Annotated in this window: 15 protein-coding genes; 4 read left to right on the forward strand and 11 right to left on the reverse strand. The window is 44.5% G+C overall.

Features of this window, described 5'->3' with window-relative positions:
- A partial coding sequence (locus tag MKY20_RS27565) for a DUF819 family protein (protein WP_341004437.1) occupies positions 1-858 on the reverse strand: 858 nt, incomplete at its 3' end.
- A gap of 206 nt (positions 859-1,064) precedes the next feature.
- Between MKY20_RS27565 and MKY20_RS27570 the strand changes: the two genes are divergently transcribed.
- Both MKY20_RS27570 and MKY20_RS27575 read left to right on the forward strand, forming a co-directional pair.
- Positions 1,065-1,754 (forward strand): ABC transporter ATP-binding protein, encoded by a 690-nt coding sequence (locus MKY20_RS27570; protein WP_019379362.1) that lies wholly within the window; start codon positions 1,065-1,067, stop codon positions 1,752-1,754.
- Positions 1,751-3,088, forward strand: a complete 1,338-nt coding sequence (locus MKY20_RS27575; RefSeq protein WP_009335104.1) for an ABC transporter permease — start codon at positions 1,751-1,753, stop codon at positions 3,086-3,088. Before MKY20_RS27570 ends, MKY20_RS27575 begins: the two co-directional genes overlap by 4 nt.
- 40 nt (positions 3,089-3,128) lie before the next feature.
- Here MKY20_RS27575 and MKY20_RS27580 read toward each other — a convergent pair whose 3' ends face one another.
- The 6 genes from MKY20_RS27580 to MKY20_RS27605 form a co-directional block, all read right to left on the reverse strand.
- The gene (locus MKY20_RS27580; protein WP_341004438.1) at positions 3,129-3,581 is read right to left on the reverse strand and encodes an SRPBCC family protein; all 453 of its coding nucleotides are present in this window, start codon (positions 3,579-3,581) and stop codon (positions 3,129-3,131) included.
- Entirely contained in the window at positions 3,578-3,922 is a 345-nt protein-coding gene (locus MKY20_RS27585) for a MerR family transcriptional regulator (RefSeq protein ID WP_019379364.1), read from the reverse strand. Before MKY20_RS27585 ends, MKY20_RS27580 begins: the two co-directional genes overlap by 4 nt.
- Positions 3,923-4,166: 244 nt before the next feature.
- The gene (locus MKY20_RS27590) at positions 4,167-5,096 is read right to left on the reverse strand and encodes an iron-hydroxamate ABC transporter substrate-binding protein (RefSeq protein WP_019379365.1); all 930 of its coding nucleotides are present in this window, start codon (positions 5,094-5,096) and stop codon (positions 4,167-4,169) included.
- Between the two features lie 198 nt (positions 5,097-5,294).
- Entirely contained in the window at positions 5,295-5,543 is a 249-nt protein-coding gene (locus MKY20_RS27595) for a hypothetical protein (RefSeq protein ID WP_019379367.1), read from the reverse strand.
- Between the two features lie 86 nt (positions 5,544-5,629).
- A complete protein-coding gene (locus tag MKY20_RS27600; protein WP_019379368.1) occupies positions 5,630-5,809 on the reverse strand; it encodes a hypothetical protein in 180 nt (59 codons plus the stop codon).
- Positions 5,810-6,101: 292 nt separating this feature from the next.
- Complete coding sequence (locus MKY20_RS27605) at positions 6,102-6,833, reverse strand: DUF1836 domain-containing protein (RefSeq protein ID WP_019379369.1); 732 nt, start codon at positions 6,831-6,833, stop codon at positions 6,102-6,104.
- Positions 6,834-7,008: 175 nt separating this feature from the next.
- Here MKY20_RS27605 and htpX point away from each other — a divergent pair, with 175 nt between their 5' ends.
- Both htpX and MKY20_RS27615 read left to right on the forward strand, forming a co-directional pair.
- On the forward strand, positions 7,009-7,890 hold the full coding sequence (htpX, locus tag MKY20_RS27610; protein WP_009335112.1) for a protease HtpX: 882 nt from the start codon (positions 7,009-7,011) through the stop codon (positions 7,888-7,890).
- A gap of 255 nt (positions 7,891-8,145) precedes the next feature.
- Positions 8,146-8,379, forward strand: coding sequence for a DUF378 domain-containing protein (locus tag MKY20_RS27615; protein ID WP_009335113.1), 234 nt, complete (start codon positions 8,146-8,148; stop codon positions 8,377-8,379).
- Between the two features lie 32 nt (positions 8,380-8,411).
- Here the strand turns inward: MKY20_RS27615 and MKY20_RS27620 are convergent, their stop codons facing one another.
- From MKY20_RS27620 to kynA, 4 genes are all read right to left on the reverse strand, one after another.
- Positions 8,412-8,999, reverse strand: a complete 588-nt coding sequence (locus tag MKY20_RS27620; RefSeq protein WP_251174035.1) for a class I SAM-dependent methyltransferase — start codon at positions 8,997-8,999, stop codon at positions 8,412-8,414.
- A 73-nt stretch (positions 9,000-9,072) separates the two neighbouring features.
- Positions 9,073-9,909 carry an STAS domain-containing protein gene (locus MKY20_RS27625; RefSeq protein WP_009335115.1) on the reverse strand — a complete coding sequence of 279 codons (837 nt, stop codon included), beginning with the start codon at positions 9,907-9,909 and terminating at the stop codon, positions 9,073-9,075.
- A gap of 203 nt (positions 9,910-10,112) precedes the next feature.
- Positions 10,113-11,456 carry a sodium-dependent transporter gene (locus tag MKY20_RS27630; RefSeq protein ID WP_019379371.1) on the reverse strand — a complete coding sequence of 448 codons (1,344 nt, stop codon included), beginning with the start codon at positions 11,454-11,456 and terminating at the stop codon, positions 10,113-10,115.
- Between the two features lie 80 nt (positions 11,457-11,536).
- The gene (gene kynA, locus MKY20_RS27635; protein ID WP_019379372.1) at positions 11,537-12,388 is read right to left on the reverse strand and encodes a tryptophan 2,3-dioxygenase; all 852 of its coding nucleotides are present in this window, start codon (positions 12,386-12,388) and stop codon (positions 11,537-11,539) included.
- Positions 12,389-12,672 lie beyond the last annotated feature (284 nt).

The following is a 12,672-nucleotide window of genomic DNA, read 5'->3' on the forward strand; positions in this document are numbered from 1 at the left end:
GAAGTACCTCGGAAACATGGCCAATACCAGGAACGTCAGAGTGGTCAGCATCAAATACTTGTCTCCAAACAGCCCGTTTACGAGATTGATAAAGAAAGAAACGTCATCCCCGGAAGGAATGGCGGAGTCCAGGAATTCAGCAACTTTAAATGAAACAATCACCAGCAAAAAAGCTGTTCCGACGGATAACGCGATATCCTTTAAGGAGATGTCCTTTCGCTTCCAAAAGCTTTCCGCAAGTGTCTTCCCCTCTACTCCTATACTGCCGCTTTCCACCTGGTCTACATGCGGCGTTTTAAACCGGCGCCGGAAAAAGCCAATGGCCGGTACCATCATCAGAACGACGAAGTAAATGGCCATCATTAAATTATCGGCGACAACTGCGGCTGATACCATTTCTCCAGGCGTCTTGAACTTTGCCGCCATGGCCGCGAAGTTTACCCCGCCGCCAATATAGGACGCGCTGAGCATGGCTCCTAGTTTATCAAGGACAGGTATATGATCTTTCAGCAAGAAGAAGCTGATGATCACCCCTGCCACTGTCCCGATGGAGCTGATCAGAAAGATAATCAGCAGACGGCCGCTTTCCTGCCAGATTCTTTTAATCTTCACATGAAAAAGAAGCAATGGGATCGCAAGCGGAATGATAAAAGTCCAGACTGCATCGTATACAGGTGATGCTGTCGGAATAATGCCGGTATTGGATAGAATGATGGCGCCAATCAGGGCAACAATCGCCCCTGAAATTTTTGCTGCCCAGCTGTAACGCTGCTCCAGATAGATGCTTGCCGAGGCCCATACCACAATAATTCCCCATAGTGTTACATAATCATCAGCTTTAATAAGTGTCTGCTCCAATAACATTTCCTCCTTTTTTACAGTGTCACTACTACTCATAGTAGCTCTATCTCTTTTAAAATTCAAAATATTCAAACCGGACGGAATTGATTCAACAAAATTCGGGTGGTGCCTGTCACCAAAAATTATTTTATATTTTTTTGAAGCCGAAAGTGCCCTTTCGTACGTCTAGATTGCAGACACTTTTTTAGAAGGAAGGTTATTGCGTGATAGAAGTTAGAGAATTAAGCCATGCGTTTGAGATTGGCAAAAAAGAAAAGAAGACGGTAATTCCGGTATTGGAGGATGTTTCTTTTTCAGTGGAAAAAGGCGAGATTGTCACGATTGTGGGCAGGAGCGGATCCGGGAAGTCGACGCTCTTGAATATCATCAGCGGTTTTATTAAGCCAAAGCATGGGGAGGTCTGGATACAGGGTGAAAAGGTCAGTGACTATAACGAAGGCAAATTCGCTGATTTCCGCCTGGCGAATCTCGGATTCATTTTCCAGAGCTTTCAGCTGATTCCGAGCATGACGGCTTACCAAAATGTCGAGCTCCCTCTCATTCTCAAAGGGATGACTGAAAAGGAAAGACAGCAGAAGACGGAAGAGACGTTAAAGCGGGTAGGCCTTATCGAATATAAAGATCATTATCCAAGTGAGCTTTCCGGCGGACAGCAGCAGCGCGTCAGCATCGCCCGGGCGCTTGTGGTAAATCCTCCCCTCATTCTGGCTGATGAACCGACAGGCAGCCTGGACAGTGAAACAGAAAACGAGCTGCTGCAGTTCATTCAAGAGCTGAACCGGGATCTGGGCATCACGTTTCTGATTATTACGCACGACGAAAAAGTGGCAGCCATCGGCCATAAGACAATTGAAATCACAGATGGAAGGGTTATGGAGGGTGTATTGGCATGAATTTAAAAGATCAATTCAGATTTGTAAGGCAAAATATGAAAAAGAATAAAACAAGGCTGTTTATGACGATTTTAGCCACAGCGATTGGATGTACCTTTCTGATTGTGCTGGCATCGGTCGGATTCGGGCTTCATAAATCGATCATCCAGGATGTAATGGAAGACAGCCTTGTTACGGAAGTCCAGGTTCACGGCAAGGAAGCGGGCGAAGGAAATTTCCAGGGCATCAAAGATGAAGATATCAAACATTTTCAAGAAATCACCGGGGTAAAAGCAGTTACCCGCAGGCAATCTCTGCAGCAAAGCCCGATCTTTAAAACAGGGGATTATACCTCTCAATCAGAAGCTGTTTCGGCCTATTTCCCGGAAGAAGTGAAAGCAGGATTCGAGCTTTCTGAAGGAAGACTCCCGGAAAAAGGGAATGAAGTGGTGGTTGGCTCCTCCTTTGCGGATGGTCTGTCTCTGGAGCCGAAAGAAGGAGAGAATGCCTTTAATGAGGATGGAACGATAAAAGAAGAATACGCCTACAAGGGTGAGTTAGTCGGAAAGACGATTGAAATGGAAGTTATCAAAATGGAGGATGGCAAGGAAATCAAAAAGTCCATTCCCCTAACCATAACCGGGGTCACGAAAAAGCCTTCTAAAGAATGGATGCAGATCCGCACGGTCTTCATTTCCGAAGATATTTTTAAGGAAGTGGAAGCATTCACCGGTACACCTGCCGGCAGTCCGGAGCAAGTGGAGGGAGCTTCCGAGGATACTGGCCGAATATACGATACTGTCAGCCTTTACGCTAAAGATGTCGAGGCTGTCACAGGCATCAATGACCAATTGAAAGACGGCAATTATATGGTTTATTCCATCGTGAACGAGATGAAGCAGATTAATATGGTTTTTACGATTTTAAAAATCGGTCTTCTCTTCATCGGTACCATTGCTTTGATCATTGCCTCCATCGGCATTTATAATACGATGACGATGGCCGTTACGGAGCGCGCCCCCGATATCGGGATCATGAAAGCGATCGGCGCCCATCCGAAAACGATTAAGCGGATCTTTGTCCTTGAAAGCAGCTATATCGGCCTGCTTGGCGCCCTGTTTGGGACGATTGTTGCTTATGGAATCAGCTATGCGGTCAACCTGGCCCTTCCGCTCGTGCTGGAAAGAGTATTTGAGGAAGCCCCGCCTGAGGGCCTCATGCTTTCCTACATTCCGTGGTCCCTGACATTGATCAGTGTGGCGATTTGTCTGACAGTTACCATCTTCTCAGGCTGGCGTCCGGCCAAGCGCGCGACACAAGTGGATGTGCTGAAGGCAATGAGACGGGAAGTTTAATAGATAAAACATCGCTGGTATGAGCCGGCGGTGTTTTTTATTATAACTTGAATGCTTCTTCGCGAACCTTCTGCAAAAATTCTTCAACCACTTTCAGGTTGTTTTTATCGCCGCCAAGCTTCAGCATGGCCCTTCCTACGAAGTTAACCCCTTTATTTTCCCCTTCATAAATAAACCTGGTATGGGAGTCATCGATTTTGACCAGCGTAAATGAGAGGGTGATTTCAAAGGCCTTTCCCAATACAAAATGGATCTGCTTATGCTTTTTATCCTCTGCATTCTCATATGCCAGCGTTTCGACAATATAAGTTTCCTGGCGCTTGCCTTCTCTGTAGGTTTGCCTGTGCTTTGCCCCTGTTTCATGTTCCCTTTTTTCGATCAGGGTGTGCTCTTCGACCTTGGGCATGATTTTCTTTATGTGCTGGTCGGAAAACAACCTCCACACCTTTTCAATATTCCTTTCAATCATGATTTCTTCTTTCCATTGAATCACGATTCTTCCTCCTTCCCCGATTCCAAAAAGGCATCGATTTCATCTATTTGGCCTTGAAGCTCTTCCATTTGTTTCTCGATCAGTTTTCTTTTTTGCAGCAGCAATGCTTCCAGATTGGCGAATGATTCATCCTCCATCACGGAAATCATTTCCTGAATGGTGAAACCTAGTCTTCTTAGTTTTATTAACAGAATAGCCAAAAAATAGCTGCCGTCATCGTAATACCGGTAATTGTTTTTTGAGTCAATAAAAGCAGGCTCCAGCAGCTTCACTTCTGCGTAATATCGCAATGTTTCCTTCGTTAACCCGGTCATTTCCGAAAACTCGCTGATCTTGTACATCGCTTCCTCCCATTTATCTTAAACTGTGGGGTGCACCACACGGTCAATGCTTTTTTAAATAATATTTTGTATTATGTATATCACAATGCACATCCGATAGAAAGAGATAGAAGAAGCCTCAGGCGGCATGAACCGCTGAGGCTTTATTCCGTTATAGATTTCAACCAGGGAGCGAATCGCTTCCTCTTCCTATTCTTATTTTGCATACTCGCCAATATAGGATTAATCGATTGGAATGCCGCTATTATTTTCCTTTAGTTAATTCATTCACTATAAATTCCAGCTGATTTTCAAGGGAAATGGCATCGTTAAACCAAAATGATTCGGAATCAAATTCTATCACCTTGTTGTTTTGTACAGCAGGTATTTCCTGCCATACGCTTGTATCCATAAAGGATCCCTTCCCTGTTTCATCTCCTGTTCCAACAAACATAATGTCACCGGCGTATTCTGGGATTAACTCAGTCGATATGGATTTATAGCCGGGTCCAAACACATCCTTTTCTACCTTATCAGGTGCCTGAATTCCAAGGGCCTGATAAATGATTTCCGTTCCCCGTCCCCAATTCTTTCCGTAAATATATGTTTCTTTTCCCATTGTTTCGAGTACTGTTACAGTTACATCCTCACCAATGGCAGCTCTTACCTTTTCCTTTTCTTCTTTAGCTTTTTCAGTCCATTCTTCTACCCATTTTTCTGCTTCATTTTCTTTCCCTACAATTTTCCCAATTTCAATATGCTGCTGTAAATAATCGTACTCTGTATTTGTCAGGGCAACAGTTGGAGCAATTTCCGAGTATTTCTTTAGATTCTTATCAGACGAAAAAGCAATAATTAAATCTGGCTCCAATTCTATTAACTTTTCGATGGACCCTTCCGCAACAACTTCTGTATTTTCTAGTTTATCCCCGAAAAATTTGTTTCCTTTTACCCATTCATTCACGGCAACAGGGGTAATTCCAAGCTTCAATACATTCCCCACATAGATATGTGCCAATACCGCCACCCTTTTAGGCTTGGCAGGAACCTGGACATCTCCATCTTCTCCATGGTATGTCCTTGTGCCAGAGTCAGCGCTTGCCCCTGATGTTTTGCCTGAGCTTTCTCCGCAGGCAGATAAAGTACACGCTAACAACAGTGTGATGACAATTAATATAAACTTCGTTTTTTTCACTGGTTTTCATCTCCATCATATTTTTCTATCAACATCAAGTGTAAATGATTATCATTATCAATAAGAATAAAACAGTTCAGCTCGTTTTTCAATTCATTTTTATCATATATTTTATTTTTGATAGAATTTGAACCGCATCTATTCTCCATTTAAATATAAAAAACCTCAAAAGCAACAACCGTTAAGGTACTTGTACTTTTATGGTTTTAACACAAATCTCAAAGACCTGCTTAAAGCGGCAGGCACTACAGAGATATGGTTTTTTTCCCCCTCGGCGATATCCAGCATAATATCAAGCCGTGAATCCTTCAAGAGGGTTAAGCGCTCTGCCAATTCCTTTACATCCTCCACCATGAATCGTTTTTCCTGAGCTCCGGCTGAAAAATAGATTTTAAGATTGCCATCTCTCAATCGGTCTATGAATTCGGTTCCAGCTCCAAAATACATTGCTGATTCCACCAAATGGTTGGGCTGCTAATCATATAGCTATGAAAAGCTTCCGGCTTTGTAAAAAGCGCATACAGACCAAACAGTCACCCTAAGGAATGGCCAAAGAAGATGTGCCTCGCAGGATCAGCCTCAAACATTTCATTCACCTTCGGCTTCAGTTCCTGTTCAATAAATTGCAGGAATTTCCCGCTCCCCCGCTCCTTGGCCATGGCTTCCGGAGAATCTTCTGTGATTTCAAAAGTGAACTCCGGCGGGGAATCCAATATCCCTTATTCTCCTTAAACCGGAAGCGGTCCTTTTCGATCGTTAAATCTCCCGCTCCGTTCACAACGGCGAGCAATATATGCTGATTGGTAAACTGATCCTCCAGCTGCCACTGCATTTCTTCTTTTATATTTCTATTTTTCTCAGCCTGAATATGAGGTCTTCTAACGCAAAGCAATCAGTATTTATTTCTAACACTCCTGTTCTTTCTATCAATAATGATCATCAATATCACTTTATAAAACAAGAGCACAAAAAAACATCGCCCTCTAGTTGCGATGTTTTCTTGGCTTACCCATTTAAAAATAAGGTAGCTGTTACATATTTCTTTGTCAGCGACTTGTAGTAGGCCGATAAAACTGTCAGTGAAGCCGTTACAAGAATATTGGAAACGATGTCTTTCTGGTTTTCAGTAAAATCCTGGAAACTCTCCATTGTTTTCAATGCTTCTTTTTTGATGCACTGTTCTGTCTGATCGTATATGCTTTTTTCGGCACCATTGTGCTGATGGACTTTTTCAAAAATGGCCGCGTAAGCAGAATAAAAAGGGATCGGCCCAATCAGGTCGTCTGTGCGGTCATCCAGATCATTAAAAAGGAGGGCAAGAATTTTTCGGATCGAATCGAAATCAAGCGTCGCTTTCAGATCCTCCACGATAAAAAGCATGGCAGCCTGGTCGGCCGAATATTTCTTGCCGAGCTGCGGACTGCCTATCAGGTCCTTAACATCCCGCTTCACCCAGTTTTGCACAGCAGTCGAAGATAGATGGGTAAATTCAATCTGGTTTCCCAGTGCGACAATTTCATTGATGGAAAAGCCGATTTTCTGCAAATCTGCCCGCAGCAACTTTTCAAATATAGCCGGCATTTTGGTATCCAGAAAAGCTTCCGTTGATATTCCTTTCTTTTCATGAGCGGCCCCCCATGCCTGCTGGAGAATTTGTTTGGGTGAATGCCCCCCTTCCCCCTTCAGCGACAGAAGGAAATCAGCCATGCTTTTCCTCGATAGCTGGAATAATTCCAAGATAATCAGCCCCTGCGTTCTCTTTTCGATGCTTTCATCCTAATGGTTTACATGATAACAGTCAACGTCTATTTCCTTACCGCCTAGTTTTTACTTGTCATTTTAATCGAAAAATTGTATTATATAGTCAGATGACAAGTTCATATGAACTCAAAATAGATTAAAGGGTGAGGAAATGGGTAAACGTATTTTTTACTTTTTATTGACGAACGTGCTGGTTCTATTGACCATCAGTATTATTTTCTCGCTGATTGGCGGAGGTAATTACATCAATGCCCAGGGCGGCATTGATTTCGGCGCATTGCTTGTGGTCAGTGCCGTAATTGGTTTCACTGGCTCCTTCATTTCCCTGTGGATGTCCCGCTGGATGGCCAAGAGAATGATGAATGTTCAGGTGCTGGATCCGAATAGTTCCCTTTCAGCAGCTGAACGCGACATCGTGGAAAAAGTTCATCGCCTATCAAGAGCAGCAGGCTTAACACATATGCCTGAAGTGGGAATCTACCATTCCCCTGAAGTGAACGCTTTTGCAACAGGTCCTACGAAAAAACGCTCTCTTGTGGCGGTTTCAACTGGATTGCTCCAGGAAATGGATGACGATGCCATTGAAGGTGTCATCGCCCATGAGGTCGCACACATCGCGAACGGAGACATGGTCACCATGACCCTTCTCCAGGGGGTTGTCAACACATTCGTTGTCTTCCTTGCTCGAATCGCAGCCTGGGTGGCATCCCGTTTTGTCAGAGAAGAAATGGCGCCGATTGTACACTTTATAGCTGTAATCGTGTTCCAAATCGCCTTTTCAATCCTTGGAAGCCTTGTGGTCTTCGCCTACTCCCGCCACCGTGAGTTCCATGCGGACCGCGGGGGTGCTGACCTTGCCGGCAAAGACAAAATGACACATGCCCTGCAGATGCTGAAGGCCTACTCCAGCCGCATCAAGGGTGAAGAGCAGACAGCGATCTCCACTTTGAAAATTAATAACAGAAGCAAAGCTTCACTGTTCTCGACGCATCCGGATTTGGATGAGCGTATCAGACGTTTGAGTGCGAAGTAAGCAGAAAAGCGCACGCGCCTTGTCCACCCCGACACTCGAGGGGGAGGCTGCTTGTGTTAGACATATGAAAAGGGTGCCCTGGATGGGGCACCCTTTTCATATTCTTTCATCTCTAACTCTCTGAAAATTGTTTGTCCCCTCAATATCCGGGTAATCTCCTAATAGACAGCAGGAAAAGCATCGGGACTAAAGCTGTGACGGTTTGTCCCGATGCAGCACCCTGGAAAATTTTTTTTACACGAGGAGGCTATGAACATGAACGGTTTCCAGCGCATTGCACTTGTACTGACGATTATTGGAGCCATCAATTGGGGGCTGATTGGGTTTTTCCAATTTGATTTAGTTGCCAGCTTATTCGGAGGACAGGATGCAGTTTTATCAAGAATAATCTATGGTTTAGTGGGAATTGCCGGATTGATCAATCTGGGACTCCTCTTTAAACCGAGCCGTGAATATGAAAGAGAACCGGAATCAAGGCCTGTTCGATAAAAGAAATTCCCCCTCCAATATGGCTGGGGGGTTCAATCAAACGTTTGATTAAACCGATAGACCAAAAAACGCTCATTTTCATCGCCCTCGAGGACCACCTCTTTTATCAGCTCAAACGGGGTGCTGTTTTCCAGATAAAAAATATAATCTTCTGAAGGGTAGTATAAGATGATGTCCATTTTGCGCGGGTTCTCTTCGGCTGAGAGCAGGATGCTGTTGACGACTTTCATAAAGATCTTCACCGAAAACGGATTGAAAAAGTAAAAGTGGCTGTCCTGCGGTGTTATTTCATACTCCTGAGCCAGGATGCACTGAAAGCTGATTCTGGCTTTTTCTCCTTTGTAAGTCCGCAGGTTTTCCAGTGCCTCACGGTAAAAGTCCTCACTCATCTCCACGCCGGCAGCAGATGCCCGAAATGTATGGTGAATATAAAAAGGCAGCCTGCCTTTGCCGCAGCCGAAATCCACCAGGCGGTCGCTGCTTCTTAACCCGTATTCACTGAACAGTTTTTCCAGGCCTTGATATGGAGTTGGCTCGTAGCGGTGGTAGTGGAAAGATTTATGGAATCCTATTTGGTCACCGCTTGTATGGATGTTGATTATTTCATCAAAATTTTTCATGCTGGATTCCTCCGCTAAAAAATGCCTGCCGCCATCCCAATTGGACAGCACCAGGCATTGTGATATGTTGTATTTATTTCGATTCATTCCCTAGATATTCTTTTAAAGTCTGCTGCAATGTTCCCTTTGTTTCCGCCTGATTTTCGAATGAAACGCCGGCATGGATCATTTTTCGGACAAGTTCAGCACGAAGGCCTGTAAGAACCGCCTCGCATCCCATCATTTTGATGCCGCTGAGGATCTTTTTGAAGTGTACAATGACATCAATTTCCATATCGGCAATTCCGGAGAGATCCATGATTAAGGTCTGGATTTTAATGGATGAGATATCCATCAGAACTTTCTCTTCAATCGTCTGAATCCGGTAGGAATCAATCATGCCAATCAGCGGCAGAACAGCAACAGAAGTGCTGACTGGGATAATCGGCACTGACAAATGCTCAACCAGTTTGCGCTGTGATTTAAGCATCTCATCTTTATAATCAGAGTAGCTGATGAAGAAGTTATTTAAAAATTGGTCAACATGGTCATTTACATTCTTTTCCAGATTATAAAAGTCCTCTCCTACTCTATTCCTCCCTTTAATTTTGTCGTATTGGAATAAGAAGTGCCACAAAGTACGCCGGATCGCCTGTACCCATTCCAGCTTAAATGAAAGTGTCAGGGAATGCTCGGCCCAGGCAACACCTTCCTGCCTGGCAAAGGCAATCAGCTCTTCTTCTTCATTTTCGACAACATATAAAGCCAGCCTCTCGGCATTTTTTAAAAGATCGATATTGCCTCTTTGCAGAATTTCATTGATTTTAGAGGCAACATTTACAGCCTCGGACAGTAATTTCGCTTGAAAATTCTCACGATTCACAACAATAAATTCTGCTATATCCTTAGTTTCTTTGTAAGTTGCTTCCATTTTAAGCATACGCCCCTTTGTTTTATATACTATACACTTTCGTTTTAATCATGGAAAATCCTTCTTGAACTTAATATGGAAGATAATAGCACCCTTTTATCAGACCCCAAAATTTTAATACCCTTTCTAATTTGCCCATAAACCTTTAATTTGATTTTTTTTTAAAATTACTGAAAAAAAGCGCCAGGACTTGGCGCTTCTTTTTAAAAAATTCCGGATGTGCTGATAAACACAACAACAATAGTAGCAGGGACCAATACTTTCATAAGGATGTTCCACGCTGTGTACATGGCTGGAGAAATATCGCTGCCGAGCAGAAATTCCTCTTTTACTAGCTGTTTGTCCATTCTTAAAGAAATAAAGAGGGCAATCAGCAGGCAGCCGAGAGGAAGAAGGATGTTGCTGACAAGGTAGTCGGTTGCATCAAATATATTTTTCCCGAAAATGGTGAAGTCCCCAAGCAGGCTGAACGACAGCGCAGCAGGAATCCCGGCGGCGAACATGACAATGCCGGAGATCCAGGAGATTTTTTTCCGGGAATGCTTTCCGTTCTCGATGAATGCAGAGACGATGATTTCCAGCATGCTGAACGATGATGTCAAAGTGGCAAATAAGAAAAGCAGCAGAAAGATTGCCAGAAACATTTCCCCTAATGGGATCTGTGAAAAGACGGCCGGCAGGACCATGAAAAGAAGCCCCGGGCCTTCCGCCGGTTCAAAACCGAATGCAAACACAACCGGGAAAATCGCCAATCCTGCCAAAACAGAGATAATAATGTTCATGATGACAACAGAGCCCGCTGAATTTGGGATGCTTACTTTTTTATCCAGATACGAACTGTAAGTGACCATGCATGAGAAGCCGACTGCCAGTGCAAAGAACGACTGTCCCAATGCATAAAGAGCCGATTCCCCAGTGATTTTGCTGAAGTCCGGGTTCAGGAAGAACTTGACTCCTTCCATCGCACCATCCAGTGTCAGTGCGCGTACCACAAGCACGATAAAAAAGATGAATAATAGCGGCATCATATATTTGCTTGCAGCTTCAATCCCATTTTGGATTCCGAATGTGATGACCACAATGTTAATAAGCAGAAAAGCTGCCAGCCCCATTAGAGTCCAGCTTGGCGTGGATGTAATCATGCCAAACAGTTCCGGATAGGCTGCGCCCGGCGTAATGATTTGGCCGCCAATCGACAGGACTGTATAAATCAGCACCCAGCCCCCAACAACCGAATAAAAACTCAGCAGCAGGAAGCAGCCGACAACGCCAAGCTTGCCGGTAATGGTCCACGGACTGTTTGGAGCCAATTTATAATAGGCAGACACTGCTTCTTTCTGTGCCCCGCGTCCGATAATAAACTCTGAAATGAGCATCGGAAGACCAATCAAAATCGTAAACGCGATAAACATCAGCAAAAAGGCGCCTCCTCCGCTCGTTCCGGCTACATACGGGAACTTCCAGATCGCTCCCAGGCCAATCGCGGCACCGGCCGAGGACATGATAAAGCCGAATTTAGAAGACCATTGCTCTCGATTTGTACTCATAGTACCCCCCTGTTCTCTATTTTTATGCAAGGCCCGATTCAGGAAGACTTTCGGGCCCCGATTCCCCTTTAAATCCTAGATTATAACTCTGTGCGGATATCCCAAAGTTCAGGGAAGAAGCGCTGATCCAATACTTTTTTCAAATAACCGACACCGGATGAACCGCCTGTTCCCATCTTGAAGCCGATGATTCTTTCCACCGTTTTCATATGGCGGAAGCGCCACTGCTGAAGCCAATCTTCGATATCCACAAGTTTTTCCGCAAGCTCGTATAACTCCCAGTACTTTTCAGGATTTTTATACACCGTCATCCAGGCTGCGCGGACCGAATCATTTTCTTTATATGTTCTGGTTACGTCTCTGTTCAGAATGTCTTCATCAACTGGCAGGCCTGCTTTATGAAGCGCGCGGATGGCTACATCGTATAGGCCCGGCTTTTCGAACGCTTCCGTTAACTTTGCATGCAGATCCGGGTCTTTTTGATAGATTTTCAGAACATGCTCGGTTTTATAGCCTAACGCAAATTCTACCATACGATACTGGTAGGATTGGAAGCCAGATGCCTGGCCAAGTGAATCGCGGAACTCCATATACTCGGATGGCGTCAATGTGGACAGCACATCCCATGCCTGAATAATCTGCGATTGTGTCTTCGAAACGCGCGCCAATCGCTTCTGTGCTGTGGATAAATCATTGTTTTCAATCGATTCAATGGCTGCACCCATTTCATGAAGAATCAGCTTCATCCACAGCTCGCTCACCTGGTGGATGACGATAAACAGCATCTCATCATGATGTCCGGAAAGCCTGTTTTGCGCGGATAGGATTTTGTCGAGCTGCAGGTATTCACCGTATGTCATGTTGTTGGTGAAATCTGTATGGATGCTCTTTTCAGAGGTTGTCGCGTTTACGTCCTGGTGTGTTTCTTTCATGTTATGTCCTCCTTGAGATTTGTTCTTGTAGTTCCCGATTCGGGCCGTGCCTGTTATTTCAGCGACTGACCGATATATTGGGAAAGTGACCGATATATCTGATGCGGATTGCAGCCGGACTTCATTTGGCCGGTAAACCCGCATTTTGGCCGGTATTTTATCGAAATTGGCCGGTGATTGTACGTTTTTGGCCGGTATTTCCTTCAAATTGGCCGGTAAAGGCTATTTCTGCTGGCTGCTGCACTTCCAGCAAGGCAGAAGTTTAGCGTTTGGCCGATAAATTC

Source organism: Cytobacillus sp. FSL W8-0315, assembly GCF_038002905.1.
Classification (GTDB): domain Bacteria; phylum Bacillota; class Bacilli; order Bacillales; family Cytobacillaceae; genus Cytobacillus; species Cytobacillus pseudoceanisediminis.

What these genes read in the sequence shown, in the direction of transcription:
- htpX (WP_009335112.1), top strand. Translation starts at nt 7,009, where the DNA reads ATGGGTAAACGTATTTTTTACTTTTTATTGACGAACGTGCTGGTTCTA.
- MKY20_RS27625 (WP_009335115.1), bottom strand. Translation starts at nt 9,909, where the DNA reads ATGGAAGCAACTTACAAAGAAACTAAGGATATAGCAGAATTTATTGTT.
- MKY20_RS27630 (WP_019379371.1), bottom strand. Translation starts at nt 11,456, where the DNA reads ATGAGTACAAATCGAGAGCAATGGTCTTCTAAATTCGGCTTTATCATG.
- MKY20_RS27585 (WP_019379364.1), bottom strand. Translation starts at nt 3,922, where the DNA reads ATGTACAAGATCAGCGAGTTTTCGGAAATGACCGGGTTAACGAAGGAA.
- kynA (WP_019379372.1), bottom strand. Translation starts at nt 12,388, where the DNA reads ATGAAAGAAACACACCAGGACGTAAACGCGACAACCTCTGAAAAGAGC.
- MKY20_RS27620 (WP_251174035.1), bottom strand. Translation starts at nt 8,999, where the DNA reads ATGAAAAATTTTGATGAAATAATCAACATCCATACAAGCGGTGACCAA.
- MKY20_RS27615 (WP_009335113.1), top strand. Translation starts at nt 8,146, where the DNA reads ATGAACGGTTTCCAGCGCATTGCACTTGTACTGACGATTATTGGAGCC.
- MKY20_RS27575 (WP_009335104.1), top strand. Translation starts at nt 1,751, where the DNA reads ATGAATTTAAAAGATCAATTCAGATTTGTAAGGCAAAATATGAAAAAG.
- MKY20_RS27595 (WP_019379367.1), bottom strand. Translation starts at nt 5,543, where the DNA reads ATGTATTTTGGAGCTGGAACCGAATTCATAGACCGATTGAGAGATGGC.